16 protein-coding genes are annotated in these 20,537 nt (G+C 59.1%); 6 read left to right on the top strand and 10 right to left on the bottom strand.

Going from position 1 to position 20,537, the window contains the following annotated elements; genetic code table 11:
- Positions 1-52: 52 nt before the first annotated feature.
- The 8 genes from GOV53_RS11635 to xdhA all read right to left on the bottom strand — a co-directional run bounded on the left by GOV53_RS11635 (position 53) and on the right by xdhA (position 11,921).
- Positions 53-1,996, bottom strand: coding sequence for an autotransporter family protein (locus GOV53_RS11635; protein WP_367648773.1), 1,944 nt, complete (start codon positions 1,994-1,996; stop codon positions 53-55).
- A gap of 568 nt (positions 1,997-2,564) precedes the next feature.
- Entirely contained in the window at positions 2,565-3,638 is a 1,074-nt protein-coding gene (locus tag GOV53_RS11630; RefSeq protein ID WP_170423208.1) for a BMP family ABC transporter substrate-binding protein, read from the bottom strand.
- A gap of 31 nt (positions 3,639-3,669) precedes the next feature.
- On the bottom strand, positions 3,670-4,590 hold the full coding sequence (locus tag GOV53_RS11625; protein ID WP_170423206.1) for an ABC transporter permease: 921 nt from the start codon (positions 4,588-4,590) through the stop codon (positions 3,670-3,672).
- Positions 4,590-5,672 (bottom strand): ABC transporter permease, encoded by a 1,083-nt coding sequence (locus GOV53_RS11620; RefSeq protein ID WP_170466836.1) that lies wholly within the window; start codon positions 5,670-5,672, stop codon positions 4,590-4,592. The genes GOV53_RS11625 and GOV53_RS11620 overlap by 1 nt, the downstream gene beginning before the upstream one ends.
- Positions 5,673-5,711: 39 nt before the next feature.
- Positions 5,712-7,229, bottom strand: coding sequence for an ABC transporter ATP-binding protein (locus GOV53_RS11615; RefSeq protein WP_170466834.1), 1,518 nt, complete (start codon positions 7,227-7,229; stop codon positions 5,712-5,714).
- Positions 7,226-8,161: a xanthine dehydrogenase accessory protein XdhC gene (gene xdhC / locus GOV53_RS11610; RefSeq protein ID WP_170466832.1), complete on the bottom strand. Its 936-nt coding sequence runs from the start codon at positions 8,159-8,161 to the stop codon at positions 7,226-7,228. Before xdhC ends, GOV53_RS11615 begins: the two co-directional genes overlap by 4 nt.
- On the bottom strand, positions 8,161-10,563 hold the full coding sequence (gene xdhB, locus GOV53_RS11605; RefSeq protein WP_170466830.1) for a xanthine dehydrogenase molybdopterin binding subunit: 2,403 nt from the start codon (positions 10,561-10,563) through the stop codon (positions 8,161-8,163). Before xdhB ends, xdhC begins: the two co-directional genes overlap by 1 nt.
- Complete coding sequence (gene xdhA, locus GOV53_RS11600; protein WP_170466828.1) at positions 10,560-11,921, bottom strand: xanthine dehydrogenase small subunit; 1,362 nt, start codon at positions 11,919-11,921, stop codon at positions 10,560-10,562. Before xdhA ends, xdhB begins: the two co-directional genes overlap by 4 nt.
- Positions 11,922-12,263: 342 nt before the next feature.
- Here xdhA and dnaE point away from each other — a divergent pair, with 342 nt between their 5' ends.
- From dnaE to GOV53_RS11585, 3 genes are all read left to right on the top strand, one after another.
- Positions 12,264-15,791, top strand: a complete 3,528-nt coding sequence (gene dnaE, locus GOV53_RS11595) for a DNA polymerase III subunit alpha (protein ID WP_170466827.1) — start codon at positions 12,264-12,266, stop codon at positions 15,789-15,791.
- Between the two features lie 83 nt (positions 15,792-15,874).
- Entirely contained in the window at positions 15,875-16,087 is a 213-nt protein-coding gene (locus tag GOV53_RS11590) for a YMGG-like glycine zipper-containing protein (RefSeq protein WP_170466825.1), read from the top strand.
- A 5-nt stretch (positions 16,088-16,092) separates the two neighbouring features.
- A complete protein-coding gene (locus GOV53_RS11585; protein WP_170466822.1) occupies positions 16,093-16,461 on the top strand; it encodes a hypothetical protein in 369 nt (122 codons plus the stop codon).
- Between the two features lie 4 nt (positions 16,462-16,465).
- Here the strand turns inward: GOV53_RS11585 and GOV53_RS11580 are convergent, their stop codons facing one another.
- The gene (locus GOV53_RS11580; protein ID WP_170466893.1) at positions 16,466-16,660 is read right to left on the bottom strand and encodes a SlyX family protein; all 195 of its coding nucleotides are present in this window, start codon (positions 16,658-16,660) and stop codon (positions 16,466-16,468) included.
- 127 nt (positions 16,661-16,787) lie between these two features.
- Here GOV53_RS11580 and hisS point away from each other — a divergent pair, with 127 nt between their 5' ends.
- The 3 genes from hisS to hisG are packed head-to-tail and all read left to right on the top strand — an operon-like array spanning position 16,788 to position 20,053.
- Positions 16,788-18,275 (top strand): histidine--tRNA ligase, encoded by a 1,488-nt coding sequence (gene hisS / locus GOV53_RS11575; protein WP_170466821.1) that lies wholly within the window; start codon positions 16,788-16,790, stop codon positions 18,273-18,275.
- A gap of 3 nt (positions 18,276-18,278) precedes the next feature.
- On the top strand, positions 18,279-19,367 hold the full coding sequence (locus GOV53_RS11570; protein WP_170466819.1) for an ATP phosphoribosyltransferase regulatory subunit: 1,089 nt from the start codon (positions 18,279-18,281) through the stop codon (positions 19,365-19,367).
- Positions 19,364-20,053, top strand: coding sequence for an ATP phosphoribosyltransferase (gene hisG, locus GOV53_RS11565; protein ID WP_170466817.1), 690 nt, complete (start codon positions 19,364-19,366; stop codon positions 20,051-20,053). The genes GOV53_RS11570 and hisG overlap by 4 nt, the downstream gene beginning before the upstream one ends.
- Here hisG and GOV53_RS11560 read toward each other — a convergent pair whose 3' ends face one another.
- Entirely contained in the window at positions 20,054-20,485 is a 432-nt protein-coding gene (locus GOV53_RS11560) for a DUF1489 family protein (protein ID WP_170466815.1), read from the bottom strand.
- Positions 20,486-20,537: the final 52 nt, after the last annotated feature.

Raw genomic sequence — 20,537 nt, 5'->3', positions numbered from 1 at the left:
ACTGATGGTCGACGTGTGCGATGCCTAATTTGGAAACAACTGTGCGGCCAAATCAGAAACGAATGCTAAGATTTGCCCCCAAGCCATGTTCTTGGCCATTGGAACGAACAGAATAGCCATACCCTGCCGTTAGTCTTGCCAGATCAGAAATCTGATAGCCCAGCCCAAGCCCGAGAACGAAGCCATTTGCTCCTCGATTTTGTCCGACTTGTGTAAATGTTCCGAACAATGGACTTGTAACTGTGATTTCGTGCTCACTATCCTTGTTGGCAAAGAAATCGTACTCGTAACGAGCAAAGGCCATTGGGGTGAGGAGTCCATTTTCAGTCAAGAAGTCTTGTTGGTAGTCAATCCCAATGGACGCGACCAGAGACTCTGCGTTCGCTTTTTCAATCGAGTAGTTGAAATCACCACCGCCGGTCTCTGTGCCTGAACCTTGTTGAATGCGCCCGTAGTTCAATCCAAAAACCGTAGAAACCCTTGCGCCGCTGTCCAGGTTAAACAGCTTCCGTGCCTGGATACCGGCATGGATACCCTCTTGGTCCAGATCGGACTTTGCCTCGCCTCCCGTAAAGCCATCAACAGAAGGGTTGTTCCGTTTGGCGTCCGTTTCACCGAACATGTAACCGATCAGCCCTGAGAACTCCCACGTTCCGGTTGTTGTACGTCCATAAACGCCCACGTGATAGCTGTCGGTCGAAAAGTCCTGATCGACTTTATCGTGCTCATCCATGGAGGATGTCCCGAAGCCCGCGTACACGCCGACCACACCTCTATTGGTACTTGCGACATCCGCTCCGACCAAAATGGTGCCGAGCGAATAGTCGAATGTCCCAAGGCCGTTGCTTCCATCAACGTCCCCGCTCACATAGGCCGTGTCGATCCACCAGCGCCGATCAGAGCAGTCTATTGCTCCACTAGGGCTCTGGACCGTGTCGATCTCGCCTGATGCAACCGGTTGATCCTCATTGCCGAAACCGACCGCTTGATACTTGCGGCAGTCTGCGTGGCTCAGCACGGTGTTGGTTATCAGGTCCAATTGCTCAAGCCCAATGGTCAGGTTAGAGGAATAGGGTTCCGCGTGCACTCGATTGAATCCAGCAAGGCCGGAATTGGTGAGAGTATTGACTACTACCCCTACCGTTGAGCCACTACTGAGCCCTGTCCCCGGCGACGTCGTTGTCGTGTTAGCAACCGCTCCGGCGAGGTTGCTGGCATTTGGCGAATTGGTAACTGCTGGGTTTTGCGGTAGGCTTGAGACCGGCTGCGCAGTGAACGCGATATCAATCTGACCATCTGTGCTCGGCGTGTTGGCTATAGTCAGATTGGACAACGCTGGCAGAGATCCTCCTGCAACGAGCGTCGGTGAGTCTCCATCAAACCTTGAGGCTTGAAAAACCGTGTAATTGTTGCCGGCAGCATAGTCTTGCGCAGTCAGGCCGGGCCGAGCAGCTTCGACTTGTATAGTCGCGCGGTCAATTCCCGTCACCGGCCCGCTGGATGACACCAAGTCAGCTTTCTGCCCGGCCGTCGGATCGACTTCACTCAAGACGCTTGATCCAGTTTCAAAGTTAATTCCACCACTATTGTTGAGTGTGCCAATTGAAGAGCCCGGCGAAAGCACCCCGCCGTTCTTAACCGTGAAGTTGAAGGCGTTCACGGTCCCCGTTCCGGCCAGCGTGCCAAAATTCTCAAAGTTTACGGTGTTCAAGCTGCTTGTGGTATCGAGGCGAACAGTCGTGCCAGCGGCTATCGCCATATCGCTGGTTGAGGAAATCGAACTATTCGTCAGTGTGAAATCGGAAGCCTCAGCAATCCGGGTCTGTATATAGTACGCCCCGAAAACCACTTCGGTGGCTCCCATAACAGTCAGGCGGTCGTAGGTTAGCGGTTGGTCTGACTGGAAGTAAACTTCAGTGGGGTCGATATTCGCGCCGTTGAACGGAGCGAACGTCATTGATCTGCCGGAACCAATCGACGTTCCAATCAGGTTCACTCGGAGCTTCCCGTTGATGTTTGTTGCCAAGGCTTCCCGGGAGACAAAGTCTCCGCTACCCGACGCGACATCAACATTCAGAAGAGTTAACACAGAAGCATTGCTTGGAACGGTGTTTTGGCCTGGAACATACAACTCAATCTCACCTGAGGACGTGATTGAGGAGTTGCCAATTGTAAGTCCTGTAATGGGTCCGTTTGGGATCGGGAGACACGTGCGTTCCGTCGTTGAGATTGTTTGATTAATGCGAGTGCTTTCAGATCCAGAAGCGTATTCTATCCGAGGAGACCCTAGTTCTACGCAGGCCTGTGCGCTTTGGGCCTGTGCGTGGTCCGCCACCAACACATAAGCCAAGCCTCCTAGTGTTAACTTAATGAAAACTGCACGCTGAACATATTGTGTCGCAAGTGCCGAGCCCCTTGTTTCCATCAGCTTTCTCCTCTTACTCCATAAGCGAGAGTACACACATTTGTGATACACCGTGAGTCTTTCGGATTGCTTTAAAACAGTCAAAAAAAGGCCCGCATAACGATGCGGGCCCTTTCGATTTCCTAATATTTATAGCGCCTTACTGCGGAATTTCGCCTTCCAGCCCTTCGACATAGAAGTTCATGCCAGCCAGCGTGCCGTCATCAGCAGTTTCGCCCTCGGCCAGCCAGTCGCTGCCGTCCTGCTTTTTGATCGGGCCGGTGAAGGGGTGGTATTCACCCGCAGCCATGGCTGCTTTCAGAGCCAGGGCTTCTTCTTTAACATCAGCCGGAACGGCGTCAGTGATCTCGCCGATTGCGACCATGCCTTCACGGATACCGTCCCAGGTGTTCGCGCTTTCCCATGTGCCGTCCATGACCGCTTGGGTGCGGGCGATGTAGTAGGGGGCCCAGTCGTCAATGATCGACGAGACGCGCGGGAACGGAGCGTATTCACTCATGTCCGAGGCCTGACCAAAGGTGACCACGTTACCTGCTTCTTGCGCAGCTGCCTGCGGTGCGGTCGAGTCTGTGTGCTGCAGGATTACGTCTGCACCCTGTTCGATCAGAACGGTGGCGGCGTCAGCCTCTTTCGCCGGGTCGAACCAGGTGTAGGCCCAAACGATTTTGAACTCGACATCCGGGTTAACCTTCTTGGCGTGGATATAGGCCGAGTTGATGCCGCGGATCACTTCGGGGATCGGGTAGGACCCGATGTAGCCGATGATGTTCGACTTGGTCATGTTGCCGGCGATGTGGCCCTGAACAGCGCGACCTTCATAGAAGCGAGCCGAGTAGACCGAGACGTTGTCGGCGGTTTTATAACCGGTGGCGTGCTCGAACTTCACGTCCGGGAATTTCTTGGCGACGTTGATGGTCGGGTCCATGTAGCCAAACGAGGTGGTGAAGATCAGGTCGGCCCCTTCCAGCGCCATTTGAGTCATCACGCGTTCCGCGTCCGGGCCTTCGGGCACCGATTCAACGAACACGGTTTCGACCTTGTCGCCAAAGTGCTCTTCGACCGCCAGACGGCCCTTGTTGTGTTCGTAGGTCCAGCCGCCGTCACCCACGGGGCCGACATAGACGAAACCAACTTTGGTCTTGTCTTCGGCCATGGCTCCGGTCGCCAGACCCAGTGCCATGGCGGCGCTGGTCAGAAGTGTAGTGAATTTCATGTGTTACTCCCCAAGTTGGTTCAGTTGGCCCCTAGTGCGAGGCATGGAAGGTCCGGCCCAGTGAGGCAGGTGCGCTGCTCTTGTCGGCCGAAAGGATCACAAGCACAAGGATCGTGATGATGTAGGGCGACATTGCCAGATACTCGACTGGAATAGCAACGCCCGCTGCCTGCAAATTAAGCTGCAACACGGTTATGCCGCCGAACAAATAGGCACCCAACAGCGCCCGCCATGGCTTCCAGCTGGCAAACACTACCAGAGCCAGGGCGATCCAACCGACACCGGCAGTCATACCTTCGGTCCACTGCGGGACGCGGATCAGGCTGATATAGGCGCCACCAAGGCCTGCGCAGGCTCCACCAAACAGGATCGCCATGATGCGGATCTTGATGACCTTGTAGCCGAGTGCGTGAGCGGCATCGTGGTTTTCACCCACTGCGCGCAGGATCAGACCAACGCGGGTGTATTTCAGCGTCGCCCAAACTGCCGCTGTCAGGGCGATCCCGACATAAAGGATCGGATCATGCTGGAACAGGATTGGTCCGATAACCGGAATATCGCTGATCACAGGGATGTGGATGTCACCCATGCTGGGCGGTTTGATCCCCACATAGCTTTGACCCAGCAGGGCGCTGAAGCCCAGGCCAAACAGGGTCAGCGCAAGACCACTGGCGACCTGGTTGGCCAGCGCCACCTGTGTCAGCAGCACAAACAGCAAGGACAGCACCGCACCGCCTATGGCTGCTGCGATAAAGCCCAGCCAGGGCGATCCGGTCTCGACCGAGATCGCAAAGCCGCTGATCGCGCCGACGATCATCATACCCTCGACTCCGAGGTTCAGAACGCCTGCTTTTTCGACGACCAGCTCTCCGATCGCGGCCAACAGCAGGGGGGTTGCGGCCACCATCAACGAGGCGACCAGAAGGACGGGGTTAATCTCACCAAGGTCCATTATGCTACCTCGCTACGGGCCGCACGGATGCGGTAGTTTGTCAGAAGATCGAAAGCCAGCAGGAAGAACAGGAGCATTCCCTGAAACACCTGAATGGCAGCGGCAGGCAGACCGAGCTGTGACTGCGCGATTTCACCGCCGATATAGGTCAGCGCCATCAGTCCACCGGCCAGCAGGATACCCACCGGATGCAGACGGCCAAGGAAGGCCACGATGATCGCGGTAAAGCCATAGCCTACGTTAAAGTCGATGCTGACCACGCCCGAAGGACCCGAGACCTCGAACATCCCCGCCAGACCGGCCAGAGCGCCGGACAGGCCCAGACAGAACAGGATCAGACGGGCAGGGTTCACACCAGCAAACTTGGCGGCCCGAGGGGCCTCGCCCGTCAAACGGATGTGGAAGCCCAGCATATGCCGGTTCAACAGGACATAGGCAAAGATCACAGCAATCAGCGCAGTTACGACGCCCCAGTGCATCCCCGACCCGGCGATCAGCTCGGCGTTATGCGCACTCTCGTAAGACTGCAGGTTGCGCGAGCCGGGAAAGCCGAACCCTTCGGGGTTCTTCAGCAGACCCAGAGAAACAGAGGCCAGCATCTGCTCGGCCACATAGACCAACATCAGCGAGACAAGGATCTCATTGGTGCCAAAGCGCACCTTCAGAAAGGCCGGGATCATCGCCCATAGCCAGCCGCCAAACGCGCCTGCGATGACCATGATCGGGAAAATGTAGAACGCATCCAGCGGATAGAACGCCAGACCAGCCGCAGCGCCAAAGATAGCGCCCATGATATACTGGCCCTCGGCCCCGATATTCCAGATACCAGCGCGAAAACCCAAAGACAGGCCAATGGCGATCAACACCAGCGGCGCGCCTTTCACCAGCAATTGCGGGCGGTAGTAAAAGGCGAACTCGCCAAAGAGCGGTTCCCAGAAAATGGTGCCGATCGCCTCTACCGGGTTCTTCCCAAGTATGGCGAACAAGATGCCGCCAAACACCATTGTCGCCAGCACCGCGACCACAGGGGTGGCATAGGACCACGCCTTGGACGGCTGAGGCCGTTTCTCCAACACAATCACCCGCTCATCCCCCTGTTCTTACTTCTTTTTTGATTTGTCTTAGACATGGGCGACCTCCATCCCATGGGCGCCGCCCATCATCAGGCCGATCTCATCAACGGTCAGGCCCGTGGTTTCGCGCGGGGCGCTCAGCCGCCCTTCGTTCAGAGCAGCGAAGCTGTCCGAGATTTCCATCAGTTCATCCAGATCCTGGCTGATACAGATCACCGCGGTTCCCTTGGCGGCCAGATCCAGAATAGCTTGCCGGATCGCCGCCGCCGCCGCTGCATCTACCCCCCATGTCGGTTGGTTCACCACCAGAACGTCGGGGTTTTGAAGAACCTCGCGACCGATCACGAATTTCTGCAGATTGCCGCCCGACAAAGAGCGTGCTGCGTTTTCGGGACCGGGCGTACGGACGTCAAAGGCGCTAATGATCTTTTCCGCAAAGCTCTTGGTCTCGGCCCATTTCAGGAAGCCATTGTTTTCAAGCCCTTCGCGAACCGATCCGGTCAGCAGGGCGTTTTCGGTCAGGCTCATGTCCGGCGCAGCCGCGTGACCCAGCCTTTCTTCCGGCGCGGTCAGAACACCCAACTTACGACGCGCCGTCGGCCCCAGTTTGCCGATCGGCTGACCGTTGAACTTGATCGCATCGGCCGCTGTGGTGCTCTCGCCTGACAGCACGCCCAGCAGTTCGTCCTGCCCGTTGCCAGCAACGCCACCGACGCCCAGAACCTCGCCCTTGCGGACCGTCATATGCACGTTCTTCAACGCCGTCCCGAATTCTGAGGGCGAGGGCACCGACAACCCGCTGACGTCCAGCGCGACTTCACCAAACTCGCGCCCGGAACGTTCGGGCGTTTGCAGGGTCGAGCCCACCATCATCTCGGCCATATCCCTTGCCGAGGTCTCTGAGGGCACGCATTCGCCCACATTCTTGCCTAAACGCAGGATCGTGGCGTGGTCACACAAGGTGCGGATCTCTTCCAGCTTGTGCGAGATATAGAGGATCGAGGTCCCCTCAGAGCGCAATTTGTTCAAAGTCTGGAACAGGATCTCGACCTCTTGCGGGGTCAGAACTGAGGTCGGCTCATCCATGATCAAAAGCTTTGGATCTTGAAGGAGGCAGCGGATAATCTCGACCCGCTGACGCTCGCCCGCAGACAGGTCACCCACGGTGCGGTAGGGGTCCAGAGGCAAGCCATAAGTCTCGGACACTTCGCGGATACGCGACGCCAGATCACCCATCGGAGGCGGGTTTTCCATTCCCAGCGCGATGTTCTCGGCCACGTTCAGCGCATCGAATAGCGAGAAGTGCTGGAACACCATCGCGATCCCATCGGCCCGGGCCGCGCGTGGTTCTGGTGGGGCAAAGGGTTGGCCACGCAGCAGCATCGTGCCGCTGTCGGGCTTCACCAACCCATAGATCATCTTGACCAGCGTGGATTTGCCCGCGCCGTTTTCGCCAAGTAGGGCGTGAACTTCGCCCTCGCCGATATCAAAGGACACTTGGTCGTTGGCCACGACGCCGGGATAGGCTTTGGTCAGCCCTTGTAAGCTTAGAAGTGGAGTGGTCACGCGCTCAGGTCCTTCTTTCTTTCATTCTGCCGGGCAGGGCGCAAAAGCTGCGCCGCGACACCAACTGCGATCATCTGCGGGTGTTTGCCCAGGGCTGGATCCCCGATTGGGCAGGTGATCCGGCTGATCCGTTCGGGCGTGTGCCCCAACGCAGCCAGCCGGGACCGGAATCGCGCCCATTTCGTAGCCGAGCCAATCAAGCCAGCAAAGCGGAAATCATGCGAAAGCAGCCTGTTGCACAGTTCCAGGTCCAGATTGTGTGAATAAGTAAGCACAAGATGCTCGGCATCGCGCGGTGCATGGTGGACCAACTCGGCGGGTTTGGCCGCTGGAACCGTGGTGACACCGTTTGGGACGGCCTGCGGAAACCGCTCTGGTCCGGTATCGACCCATGTGATCGACAGATCGGGCAGCGGGGCCAGAACGTCGACCAACGCGCGGCCAACGTGACCTGCGCCCCAGATCCACAAGTTGCGAGTTGGCTTGTGAACAGGCTCGACCATCCATCCGTCGATCAACTGCGGATCGGGTGCGATCCCCTGACCCCGGGCCGATGCCATCAGACGTTTGACTGATAGTGGCATATCGCCAGTGGCCGTCGGACGCGCTATGATTGTGTCGTCCAGATCGTCGATGGCCTGCAGGTCATACACCTCGCTCAATAGCGATACCGCGCCGCCGCAGCATTGCCCCATGTCCGGACCAAGCGCGTGATGGGTCAGGCGGGACGGTGAGGATTGGGTCCGCGCGGCCTCTGTCGCCTGGAACTCCAAAGTGCCGCCCCCGATTGTGCCGCTTTGCCCGTCCTCCCAAACAAGCATTGCGGCGCCGACCTCGCGAGGGGATGACCCCTTGATCCCGGCGATAACCACCCGGACCACGCGTCCGTGAGTTTTGACCGCCTCCCTCAAAGCCTCCAGGTCAAATCCCATCAGGTGCCTCCTTTCACCCTTTGGACGCCATGCCAGACCTGTTCGGCTGTGGCAGGGGCATCCAATGCCGGATAGCTGTCACCGCAGGCCGCCACCGCGTTCGACAGGGCGAGCCAGGCGGAAATTCCCAGCATAAAGGGCGGCTCTCCGACCGCTTTCGAGCGATAGATCGTCTCTTCACGGTTTTCGGCATCCCAAAGCGCGACGTTGAATACGTCTGGCCGGTCCGAACAGGCCGGGATTTTGTAGGTCGAGGGCGCGTGCGTGCGCAGGTTGCCCTTGCCGTCCCAGACCAGCTCTTCGGTTGTCAGCCAGCCTGCGCCCTGCACATAGCCACCTTCAACCTGCCCGATATCCAGCGCCGGGTTCAGCGAAGCGCCAGCGTCATGCAGGATATCGGTGCGCAGAATGCGATTCTCACCGGTCAGGGTATCCACGGCCACCTCGGTGACCGAAGCGCCGTATGCAAAGTAGAAAAACGGGCGGCCACGACCTTTGATCCGATCCCACTCGATCTTGGGCGTTTTGTAGAAGCCTGTCGCCGAAAGGCTGATGCGGCCCTGATAGGCCAGCGCCGCGGCTTCGGCAAAGTTATAGCGTTCTTCTCCGACTGAGACGTAACCGTCCGAGAACGACACCGTCGAAGGATCGGCCTGATGCCGTTCGGCCAGATAGTCCGCCATCCGGTCGCGGATAGTGTCGCAGGCGGCTTTCACGGCCATCCCGTTCAGGTCACTGCCCGAAGATGCGGCTGTCGCCGAGGTGTTGGGCACCTTTGCCGTATCCGTGGCGGTGATCTTGACCATCTCCAGCGGGATACCAAAGCGCGACGCGGCGACCTGGGCAACTTTCTGGAACAGGCCCTGACCCATCTCGGTCCCGCCGTGGTTCAGATGGACCGAGCCGTCCTGATACACGTGCACCAGCGCACCCGCCTGGTTCAGGTGGGTCAGCGTAAACGAAATCCCGAACTTGACCGGAGAGAAGGCGATGCCTTTCTTGATCACGCTGTTCTCGGCATTCCATTTCTGGATCGCAGCCTTGCGCGCGACATAATCACTGGTTTTCAGCAGCTTCTCGGTCATGCCGTGCAGTTCAAAGTCGCTGACCTCCATCCCGTACGGCGTGGTGTTTCCGCCTGCAGGCAAGGGGCGCACTGGCGCGTCGCCCATTTCAACGGCACCCCGGCTGGTCAGGTCTTCGTGCGGGTCGGGGTGACCCAGTGGTTTCTCTGCTGGTTGCGTCTCGGCGACTTTATGTGCCGGTTCGTAGTAGTTCCGGCGGCGCAGCTCGACCGGGTCCAGACCCAATTCATGCGCGGCGTGATCCATGACGCGCTCGATGCCAACCATCCCCTGTGGACCGCCAAACCCGCGATAGGCGGTGGCGGATTGAGTGTTTGTCTTGAGCCGATGGCTTTCGATCCGCGCATTGGGCAACAGATAGGCGTTGTCCGAATGCAGCATTGCGCGGTCCGCAACGGGCAAGGACAGATCCTGCGCCCAGCCGCAGATCGCGTAGTGGTGGAAGGACACGCCCTGAATGTGCCCGTTCTCGTCAAATCCGGCCTTGTACGAGATGCGGAACGCGTGGCGCTTGCCGGTGATGATCATGTCATCGTCGCGGTCATAGCGCATCTTGCAGGCTTTGCCGGTCGCCCGCGCAGCTATGGCGCAGGCAACAGCCAGCGCGTTGCCCTGGCTTTCCTTGCCACCGAACCCTCCGCCCATCCGGCGGGTTTCGACCCGGACGGCGTGCATCGGAACGCCCAAAGCATCGGCCACCTTGTGCTGAATCTCGGTCGGGTGCTGGGTTGAGCTGTGCACCAGCATATCCGCACCCTCATTCGGCACGGCCAAGGCGGCCTGACCTTCCAGGTAGAAATGCTCTTGCCCGCCGATCTCGAACGTGCCCTCGATGACACGGGCTGCGCCAGCGATGGCCGCATCCGCATCGCCCTTTGCGTAGATACGGGGGCCGTTTTCGAACCGGCTGTCGGCGGCAAGGGCCTCTTCGACCGTCAGGATCGGTGTTTCTTCGGCATAGTCGATCTTGCCCAAGCGCGCCGCCTTTCGGGCAGCCAGATGGCTCGTGGCGACGACCAGAAACACCGGTTGGCCGATATAGTGAACGGTTCCGTCCGACAGCAGCGGTTCGTCATGGATCGAAGGAGAGACATCGTTAGCAAAAGGCAGATCCTCAGCGGTCATCACCATGACGACCCCGTCGGCGGCTTTCACAGCCGATAAGTCCATCGCGTTGATCTTACCCTTGGCGATGGGGCTCAGACCAAAGGCCAGATGCAGGCTGCCCTTGGGCGTCGGGATGTCATCCACATAGCGCGCCGAGCCAGAGACATGTAGCGGCGCGGCGTCATGGGGAAAGGGTTTGGTCACGCTCATGCCGACACCTCCAACACATTGGTCACTTCGCCCTGATCATCAAGGAAGTATCTCTCGAGCATCGCTTTGGCGGTTTCCAACCGATAGTTGGCCGAGGCACGCATGTCCGTGAGTGGCGAATAGTCGTCGGCAAAGGCTGGCAGCGCGGCGCCGATCGTCTCGCGCGTCCAGGGTTTGCCAACCAGTGCGGTCTCGACATGGGTTGCCCGTTTGGGGATGCCAGCCATGCCGCCGAACGCGATGCGCGCTTCGGTGACTGCGCCGTCCGTAACAGTGATATTGAAACACCCACAAACGGCCGAGATATCCTGATCGAACCGCTTGCTGAGCTTGTAGACTTTCAACCTATCAGCCTGACGCGCAAAGCTGACCGCCTCGACGAATTCGCCGGGCGAGCGGTCTTGCTTTCCGTAGTCGATGAAAAACTCTTCCAACGGAATGGAACGGCGCTTTTCGCCTTTGCGCAGATGAAGGGTTGCGCCCAACGCAATCAGGGTAGGCGGGTTGTCTCCGATGGGCGAGCCGTTGGCGATGTTGCCGCCCACCGTTGCTGCGTGGCGCACCTGAACGCTGGCATACCGGCGGATCATCTCGGCATAGGACGGGTGCAGATCGGCCAACGCCTCGCCCATGCGGTTCATGTCGACCATGGCACCAAAGCGGACTTCTTCTTCGGTGATCGTGACCTCCTTCAGATCATCGCAGCGATTTAGAAAGATGACCGGATCGAGATCGCGCAACTGTTTGGTGACCCATAGCCCCACATCGGTCGCTCCAGCGACCAGAGTTGCATCGGGGTGAGCGGCGTAGACCTCGGCCAACTCGTCAGACGAGCCGGGCAACATCGGCGATGCGACACGCGTCGCAACCGGCTTGTCCTTAAGCCAAACGGGCACCGGCTGTTCTTCGGCCGCTTGGGCCGCCCGAATGATCGGGGCGTAACCAGTGCAGCGGCACAGGTTTCCGGCAAGCTGTGTGTCGTGATCTGATGCGCCATTTACGTGGCTTGCGACCATAGACATGACAAACCCGGGGGTGCAGAAGCCACATTGTGAGCCGTGCAGATCGACCATTGCCTGTTGCACCGGGTGCGCCTCGCCGTTGGGGCCGCTTGCGCCTTCGACCGTGCGGACCGCTTTGCCGTGCAATTGCGGCAGGAACAGGATGCAGGAATTCAGCGCTTTGTGGCCGTCCTCATCCGTCACCATAACGGTGCAGGCCCCGCAATCGCCCTCGTTGCAGCCTTCCTTTGTGCCGGTCAGGCCGCGATCCTCACGCAGCCAATCCAGCAAGGTCGCGGTCGGAGTGACATCCGACAGCTCCACTGTCTCTCCGTTCAGAAGAAACGTGATATTCATTCGAGAAACCCGTCGCCTTACCCGGTTGCGCCCCTGTGGCCCTCCTTCGATGCGACGTAGAAAGAGTGGCGGGCGAAGTGCTTGCCGTCAGATGTTAGAAACAGGGCAGCTTGTCTGGCAAGAAAAACTGCCTATTTGATACACCATAGCGCGCTGACGACGCGTGATAGTTATCCGCGTGTAATCTACAGGCGTTTGAAACTAAAGAGCTTTTTCCATTTGATTGCTGGTGATCTTCGAAGCACCTTCTGAAAAAGCCGAATAATCAAGCTTATCTTTTAGGCATCCCGAAGCTGCGGTTCCTGCTTTTGCCCCGCGCCCGGCTGAGATAGCGTGGCGTTTATGAGCAGTACTCCTCGATTCATTCACCTCCGCGTTCACACCGAATATTCCCTATTGGAAGGGGCCGTGCGTCTGAAAAAGTTGCCGGGCCTCTGTGAGAAGATGGAGATGCCCGCCGTCGCGGTCACCGACACCAATTCAATGTTTTCGGCGTTGGAATTCTCGGTCACGGCCAGCGGGGCAGGGGTGCAACCGATCATGGGGTGTCAGGTCGATCTGACCTATGTGCAGGCGCAGCCGGGGGAAAAGCCGAAAGCACCGGCACCGCTGGTGCTGCTGGCCCAGTCCGAGGTTGGCTATGAGAACCTGATGAAGCTCAGCTCGTGCCTCTATGTGGACAAGGGCGGGCAGTTGCCGCAGGTGACTTTGGAAGAGTTGGCAGAGCGTTCAGATGGCCTGATCTGCTTGTCCGGTGGGCCGGATGGTCCGGTCGGGATGCTGCTACAGCAGGGCCAGCGCCCTGCGGCTGAAGCTCTGGTAGATCGCTTGGCGGTGATGTTCCCGGATCGGCTGTACATCGAGTTGCAGCGCCATCCGGGCGAAGGTGGCCAGCCGGAAGCGGAACGCCTGACCGAGCGCGGCAATGTCCAGATGGCCTATGCCAAGAACCTGCCTTTGGTCGCCACCAACGACGTCTATTTTCCGACCACCGATATGTATGAGGCGCATGATGCGCTGATCTGCATCTCCGAGGGCGCTTATGTGGACCAGCAGGAAGGTCGCCGTCGCCTGACCGCGCAGCACTATTTCAAGTCACAGCAAGAGATGGTGACCTTGTTCGCCGACCTGCCTGAGGCGATTGAGAACACGGTCGAGATCGCCAAACGCTGCGCTTTCATGGCTTATCGCCGCGATCCGATCCTGCCGAAATTCGCAGATGATGAAGTCGCCGAGCTGCGCCGCATCGCCAACGAGGGCTTGCAGAAGCGTCTGGCCGTGATCCCTCATGCCGTGACGCCCGAGGAATATCAGGAACGGCTGGATTTCGAACTTGGCATCATCGAGGGTATGGGGTTTCCCGGCTATTTCCTGATCGTTGCGGACTTTATCCAGTGGTCCAAAGATCACGACATTCCGGTTGGGCCGGGGCGTGGGTCTGGTGCGGGCTCACTGGTGGCTTACGCGCTAACGATCACCGACCTCGATCCGCTGCGCTATTCGCTGCTGTTCGAACGGTTCCTGAACCCCGAGCGGGTCTCGATGCCCGACTTCGACATCGATTTCTGCATGGATCGCCGGGAAGAAGTGATCCGCTACGTGCAGCAGAAATACGGACGCGACAAGGTGGGGCAGATCATCACTTTTGGTGCATTGCTGTCCAAGGCCGCCGTGCGCGACATCGGCCGGGTGCTACAGATGCCCTATGGGCAGGTCGACCGTCTGTCGAAGATGATCCCGGTCGAGGGCGTTAAACCGGTTTCGATTGAGAAGGCACTGAAAGACGAACCGCGCCTTCGCGAAGAAGCCCGGAACGAAGAGGTCGTTGACCGGCTGCTCACCTACGGCCAGCAGGTCGAAGGGTTGTTGAGAAACGCTTCGACCCACGCGGCAGGGGTGGTGATCGGGGACCGTCCGCTGGACGCTCTGGTCCCGCTCTATCAGGACCCGCGGTCCGACATGCCTGCCACCCAGTTCAACATGAAGTGGGTGGAACAGGCCGGGCTGGTCAAGTTCGACTTTCTGGGCCTAAAGACTTTGACAGTCATCCAGAACGCGATGGACATCATCTTTAAATCCGGGCGACCCTTGCACGTCGCGGCGGACGGCACCGAGCTTTATGAGCCAGCCGAGGGAGCGGAAAACCAGATTAACGCCATCCCACTGGATGATGAGGCGACGTATAAGCTCTATTCGGCGGCCAAAACCGTGGCGGTGTTCCAGGTGGAATCCTCGGGCATGATGGACGCGCTCAAGCGGATGAAACCCACTTGTATCGAGGATATCGTGGCCCTCGTAGCGCTCTACCGTCCGGGCCCGATGGAGAACATCCCGACCTATTGCGAGGTCAAGAACGGGCTGCGGAAAATTGAATCTGTCCATCCGCTGATCGACCATATCCTTGAGGAAACCCAGGGTATCATCGTTTATCAGGAACAGGTGATGCAGATCGCCCAGGTCATGGCTGGGTACAGCCTTGGCGGCGCGGACCTGTTGCGCCGCGCGATGGGTAAGAAGATCAAAGAGGCGATGGACGCCGAACGCCCCAAGTTCGAGAAGGGCGCGGGCGAGAATGGTGTGGATGCGAAGAAGGCATCCGAAGTCTTCGACCTGCTGGAGAAGTTTGCGAACTACGGCTTCAACAAATCCCACGCGGCTGCCTATGCGGTCGTCAGTTATCAAACGGGCTGGCTAAAAGCGAACCATCCTGTTGAGTTCATGGCGGGTGTCATGAACTGCGATATCCATCTGACCGACAAGCTGGCCGTTTATTTCGAAGAGGTCCGCAAGGGGCTGGAGTTGCCCTATGTGCCGCCTTGCGTGAACCGATCTTTGGCGACGTTCGACGTGGTTGATGGGCATCTGGTCTATGCGCTGGGCGCGCTCAAGAATGTGGGCGTCGAGGCGATGAACCTTGTAGTCGAGGGGCGTCGCACCGGAGGTGCGCAGGATGAAATGAGCGACAAGCCGTTCGTCAACTTGTTCGACTTCGCCCGCCGAGTTGATCTGAAGAAGGTCGGGAAGCGCCCGCTTGAGATGATGGCGCGGGCCGGGGCCTTTGATCAACTCGACAAAAACCGCCGCCGTGTGTTCGAAAGCCTCGAACAGCTGGTGCAGTATTCGGCGGCGATCCACGATCAGAAGAACTCGAACCAGGTGTCTTTGTTTGGCGAGGCCGGTGATGACCTACCTGAACCCCGCTTGTCGCCGACGCCGGACTGGCTCCCGGCTGAACGTCTTAGTGAAGAATTCAAGGCCATCGGATTCTACCTCTCGGGCCACCCGCTGGACGACTACATGCCTGCGTTGAAGCGCAAGCAGGTGCTGACGCTGGACGAGGTGACCGAAAAGGCGCGCTCGGGTCCGTTGATCGCCAAAATGGCAGGTGTCGTTGCCGGACGGCAGGAACGCAAATCCGCGCGTGGTAACCGGTTTGCCTTTGCTCAGCTGTCCGATCCGACGGGTGCGTACGAGTTGACGCTGTTCTCAGAGACGCTGGAGAAAAGCCGTGAGTTTCTGGAAACCGGCGCGCAAGTGGTTCTGACCGCCGAGGCGACGATGGAGGCCGATCAGTTGAAACTGCTGGGCCGCTCTGTCGGTCCGGTGGATTCGGTCGTTGCCGAGGCTGGCGCGACCGGCCTGCGCATTTTCGTCGATCAGCCACAGGTCCTGCCGACCGTCGCCAAAGTGCTGGAAGACGCCGCCGGCGCCGCCAAAAGCGCATCGAAAGGGCCGATCCATCTGTGCTTGCTGGACCCGGGTCTGCCCGGCGATGTCGAGATGGATCTGGGGCAGGACTTCCCGATCAACCCGCAGATCAAAGGGGCGATCAAATCGCTGGACGGCGTTATGTCGGTTGAGGAAATCTGACACAGCGTTTTGTTGCCACAGGCAAATCCCGCCGCTAGGCTGATCCCATATCCATTTGAAGACTGTCATAGGAGGGTTCCGATATGACACACTCAGGTAATGGTTTCAGAGCATTCACTTTGGCGGTTGTCGCCTCGGTAGCGATGGCTTCGGCCGGGCTGGCGGATGACAAGAAGAAAAAGAAAACCATCGAAGGCGCGCTGATCGGCGCGGGCGTGGGTGCATTGGTCGGTGACGGCAAAGGCGCTGCAATCGGCGGCGTGGCCGGCGCAATAATCGGACATAACTGGAAGTGATTGTGATGCGGATCAAGACATTCAAAACCTTCGCTTGCGCGGCAGCCTTGTCTCTTCCTGCGGAGGCGATGGCTGATGAGGCGGCGGATCAGATGGTGCAGGAAGTACTGCCCATGATGCATTATACCTGTGCCTCAATTGCGGAAGAGGCGGATGGGGACGAAGAATTTGTCGTGGCTGTTGTTGGAAAGATGACGGCCCTGTCGCTGTACAATCGCCAGATCAATATCGAAGATCATGCAACCACAGATGAGGAAAAGGCCCATCTGCGCGAAGCCTTCATAGCGGCACTTTCGGAAGGTTGCGCCGCTGATAAGGATGCCCTGTTGGGCGGAGTGGTCGACAACGCGGTGAAAGTGACGTTGGGGCTCTGACTTCTCAATAATGCGGCGGGCGTTCGTCTCCGAACAAGACCCCGCCCGAACCTTCCTGCGCCCGTTCGGCTTCGCGCTGCAACAGCATCTCGACGCGGCGGGTCAGGCGGTCGATCTCGCCTTGTTGGCGGGTGACCACCGCGTTCAGCTCTTCGACCGTGCGGGTCAGGTGGGCGATCTGCTCTTCCAGATGCTGCATGGAAACCTCCTGTCTTGGGCCGGTCATAGCGGCCCCCTAGGCTCAAGGCCAGCGAAACCGCGCCTTGCCCCGATGCGGGCCATGGGATAGACCGCGCGCGGAACATGACCCGTGAAGGACGCCCCCGATGGCCAAGCCCAAGAAACAGCCCCGCCCCAAGGCAATTACGCCAAAAGGGTTCCGCGACTATTTCGGCCAGGAAGTCACGCAGCGCACCGAGATGCTGCGGGCTATTGCGGACGTCTATCATCGGTATGGGTTCGACGCCCTGGAAAGCAGCGCGGTGGAAACCGTCGAGGCGCTGGGCAAGTTTCTGCCCGACGTGGACCGCCCGAACGAAGGCGTGTTTGCATGGCAGGAGGCCGATGAGAACGACAAGGGCGACTGGATGGCCCTGCGGTATGACCTGACCGCACCTCTGGCCCGCGTTTATGCGCAGCACCGCAATGATTTGCCCACGCCCTATCGCCGCTATGCGATGGGGCCTGTCTGGCGCAACGAAAAGCCGGGGCCGGGGCGGTATCGCCAGTTCTATCAGTGTGATGCGGATACGGTCGGCACGGCTTCGATGGCTGCGGACGCCGAGATTTGCGCGATGCTCTCGGACACGTTGGAGACCGTCGGCATCCCGCGCGGCGACTATCTGGTGCGCGTCAACAACCGCAAAGTTCTGAACGGAGTGCTTGAGGCGATGGGTCTGGGTGAAGACGCAGCCGCTCGCGACAACGTCCTGCGCACCATCGACAAGTTCGACAAGGTGGGCGAGCAGGGCGTGCGCGAATTGCTGACCAAAGGCCGTCTGGATGCCTCAGGTGCGTTCATCGACGGAGTTGGCCTGAGCGATGATCAGGCTGAACCGGTGATTGCCTTCCTGACCTCCAAGGCTGCTGACACCGCTGGAACTTTGGCCAACCTGCGCGCGGCTGTGGGTGACAGCAAAATCGGTGCCGACGGGATTGCCGAGCTGGAACAGATTGGCACGCTGTTGGATGCGGGTGGTTATGGGTCGGATCGGATCGAAATCGACCCCTCAGTCGTGCGTGGCCTGGGCTACTACACTGGGCCGGTTTATGAGGCCGAACTGACCTTTGAGATTTTCGATGAAAAGGGCCGCAAGCGGCAGTTTGGGTCGGTCTCGGGTGGAGGGCGTTATGACGATTTGGTCAAACGGTTCACCGGGCAGGAAGTGCCCGCGACCGGCGTGTCTATCGGTGTTGACCGACTGCTGGCCGCCCTGCGCGAAAAGGGCCGGATCGCCGCACAGGCAACCGGCCCAGTTGTTGTTACCGTTATGGATCGTGACCGCATGGCCGACTACCAGGCGATGGTGGCGGAACTGCGCAATGCGGGTATCCGGGCTGAGGTTTATCTGGGCAATCCCAAGAACTTCGGCAACCAACTGAAGTATGCGGACAAGCGCAATTCTCCGATTGCCGTGATCGAGGGTGGTGACGAAAAGGCAAATGGCATCGTCCAGATCAAAGACCTGATCCTCGGTGCGAAAATCGCCGAAAGTGCAACGCTGGAGGAATGGAAAGAACGCCCCAGCCAGTTCGAAGTGCCACGCGGCGATCTGGTCGCGAAGTTGCGCGAAATTCTGGACAGTCAGGATTGAGCCATGGCCAACCGTTCCCAGATACAGGCCCGCGCCGCGATGATGCGTGTCCGGTTCGAGGCCGCAGGTGCGCAGGTCGTGGACCCTCCGCTTTTGCAACCGGCGGAAACGCTGTTGGACCTCTATGGCGAGGATATCCGCGCGCGTGCCTATGTGACCACGGACGCGCTGCGCGGCGAACAGATGCTGCGCCCGGATTTCACTATGCCGGTTGTACAGATGCACATGAGCGAGGGCGCTGAACCCGCGCGATACACCTATTCAGGTGAAGTGTTCCGCCGGCAGGAGCATGACCCGGATCGTTCGAACGAGTATATCCAGGTCGGGTACGAGGTCTTTGACCGCAATGACCCCGCGGGGGCCGATGCTGAGGTGTTCTCGCTGTTTGCCTTGCAGTTGCGAGGGTTGCCCTTGCGCGCGGCAACCGGTGACATCGGTATTTTGACCGCAGCCGTTCAGGGCCTGCGCACGACGGACCGTCGCAAAGCGGCCTTGATGCGCCACCTGTGGCGCCCGCGTCGCTTCCGCATTCTGTTGGATCGGTTTGCTGGTCGTAAACCCGAGCCCGAGCATCGGACCAAACTGCTGGAGTCTGCCTATCCAATGGGCTTCGACGCGCCGATGATCGGCAAACGGCGCGCTGCCGAGATTGAGGCGCGGATCGAAGCCCTGCGCGCAGATCGGGAAACACCTCCGATCTCGGACAACGAACTGACCGGGCTGGAGTCGCTGTTGGGTGTGCGGGAAACCATGCCCTTTGCGCTTGAGCAACTGCGCGATGTAGCGGTCGATCTGCCGCAGATCACACCGGCGCTGGATCGGCTCGAGGCCCGAATCGCTGCACTGCAGGCGCGCGGGGTCGATGTCGAGACATTGGATTTCGAAGCCGCTTACGGTCGCACGTCGATGGAGTATTACGACGGGTTCGTCTTTGGGTTTTATGCCGAAGGCCGCCCCGATCTTCCTCCTATTGCAACTGGCGGGCGCTACGACGCGCTGACGCGTCAATTGGGCGATGGCGCTGAAATACCTGCCGTGGGTGGCGTATTGCGCCCGGACCTGATGCTCGAGATTGAGGAGGCCGCGCAATGAGCCTGAAACTTGGCGTGCCCTCAAAAGGCCGGTTGATGGAAAAGACCTTCTCGTGGTTCGAAAAGCGCGGCATCACCCTGTCGCGCAGTGGGTCGGATCGGGAATATGCGGGCAAGGTTGAAGGGATCGACGGAGTCTCGCTGATCCTGCTGTCGGCGGGCGAGATCCCGCGCGAACTTGCCGCCGGACGCATTCACCTGGGCGTCACCGGAACCGATCTGGTGCACGAAAAACTGCCGCGGTGGGAGCAGCAGGTCGAAGAGGTGTCTCCGCTTGGGTTCGGCAAAGCAGATCTGATTGTCGCAACGCCAGCCTGTTGGGTTGATGTAGAGACGTTGGACGATCTGGATGCGGCCGCTGCGGCGTTTCGTAAAACACATGGGCACCGTTTGCGGATCGCGACCAAATACCACCGTCTGGTGCGCGAGTTTCTGACGGATGCAGGAGTGGCGGATTACACTCTGGTGGACAGCCAGGGCGCGACCGAAGGCACCGTGGTGAACGAAACCGCCGAAGCAATTGCCGATATCACCTCGACCGGTGAGACGCTGCGGGCCAATCACCTCAAGATTCTGTCAGACGGTCTGATCCTGCAATCGCAAGCCACGCTGTGGCGCAGCCGCGTTGCGTCTTACGGAACCGGAGACAAAGAGGTGCTGTCTGACTTACTGGACCGCCTGAGCTGACTAGAGCACGCCGATCTCGGCCAGCGCACGGTTCAGGTCGTCGGGAAGCGCATCGTCTTGCTCGCGCCCTTTTGGCAGATCGGCGGGCGTATCTTCAGGTTTAAGGTAGCGCCAGCCCTGGAACGGACGTTTCAGGGCGTTCTGGGTGCGATGAACCTCTGGGTCCAGAACAATCGCGCAGCGGCGGATGCCGTCTTCGCCGCGTACTTCGTCCAGGCGCAGGATGCGCTGACGGCACTGAATCACGCCTTTGATGACCCAATAGATTGAACCGCCGTTTAGAATCTCGGCCTCACGCTTGGGCCACATGCGTGTCACGTGACGCGGCAAGCCATCATCGAACCGTTGCCGATAGCTGTTCTGCCAGGCGATCAGAGTGTCGACGCTTTCCGAACCGACCGAGAGTTTTATGAGATTAACGTACTTATCCACAGCTTTCCCACAGAGTCGTCCCACGCACCATCTTTATATTGTAGACTGATGG

This window comes from Ruegeria arenilitoris (assembly GCF_013035315.1).
GTDB lineage: Bacteria > Pseudomonadota > Alphaproteobacteria > Rhodobacterales > Rhodobacteraceae > Ruegeria > Ruegeria arenilitoris_D.
Note: the sequence above shows the minus strand (reverse complement) of the source record. Positions and strands in the feature narration are given on the sequence as shown.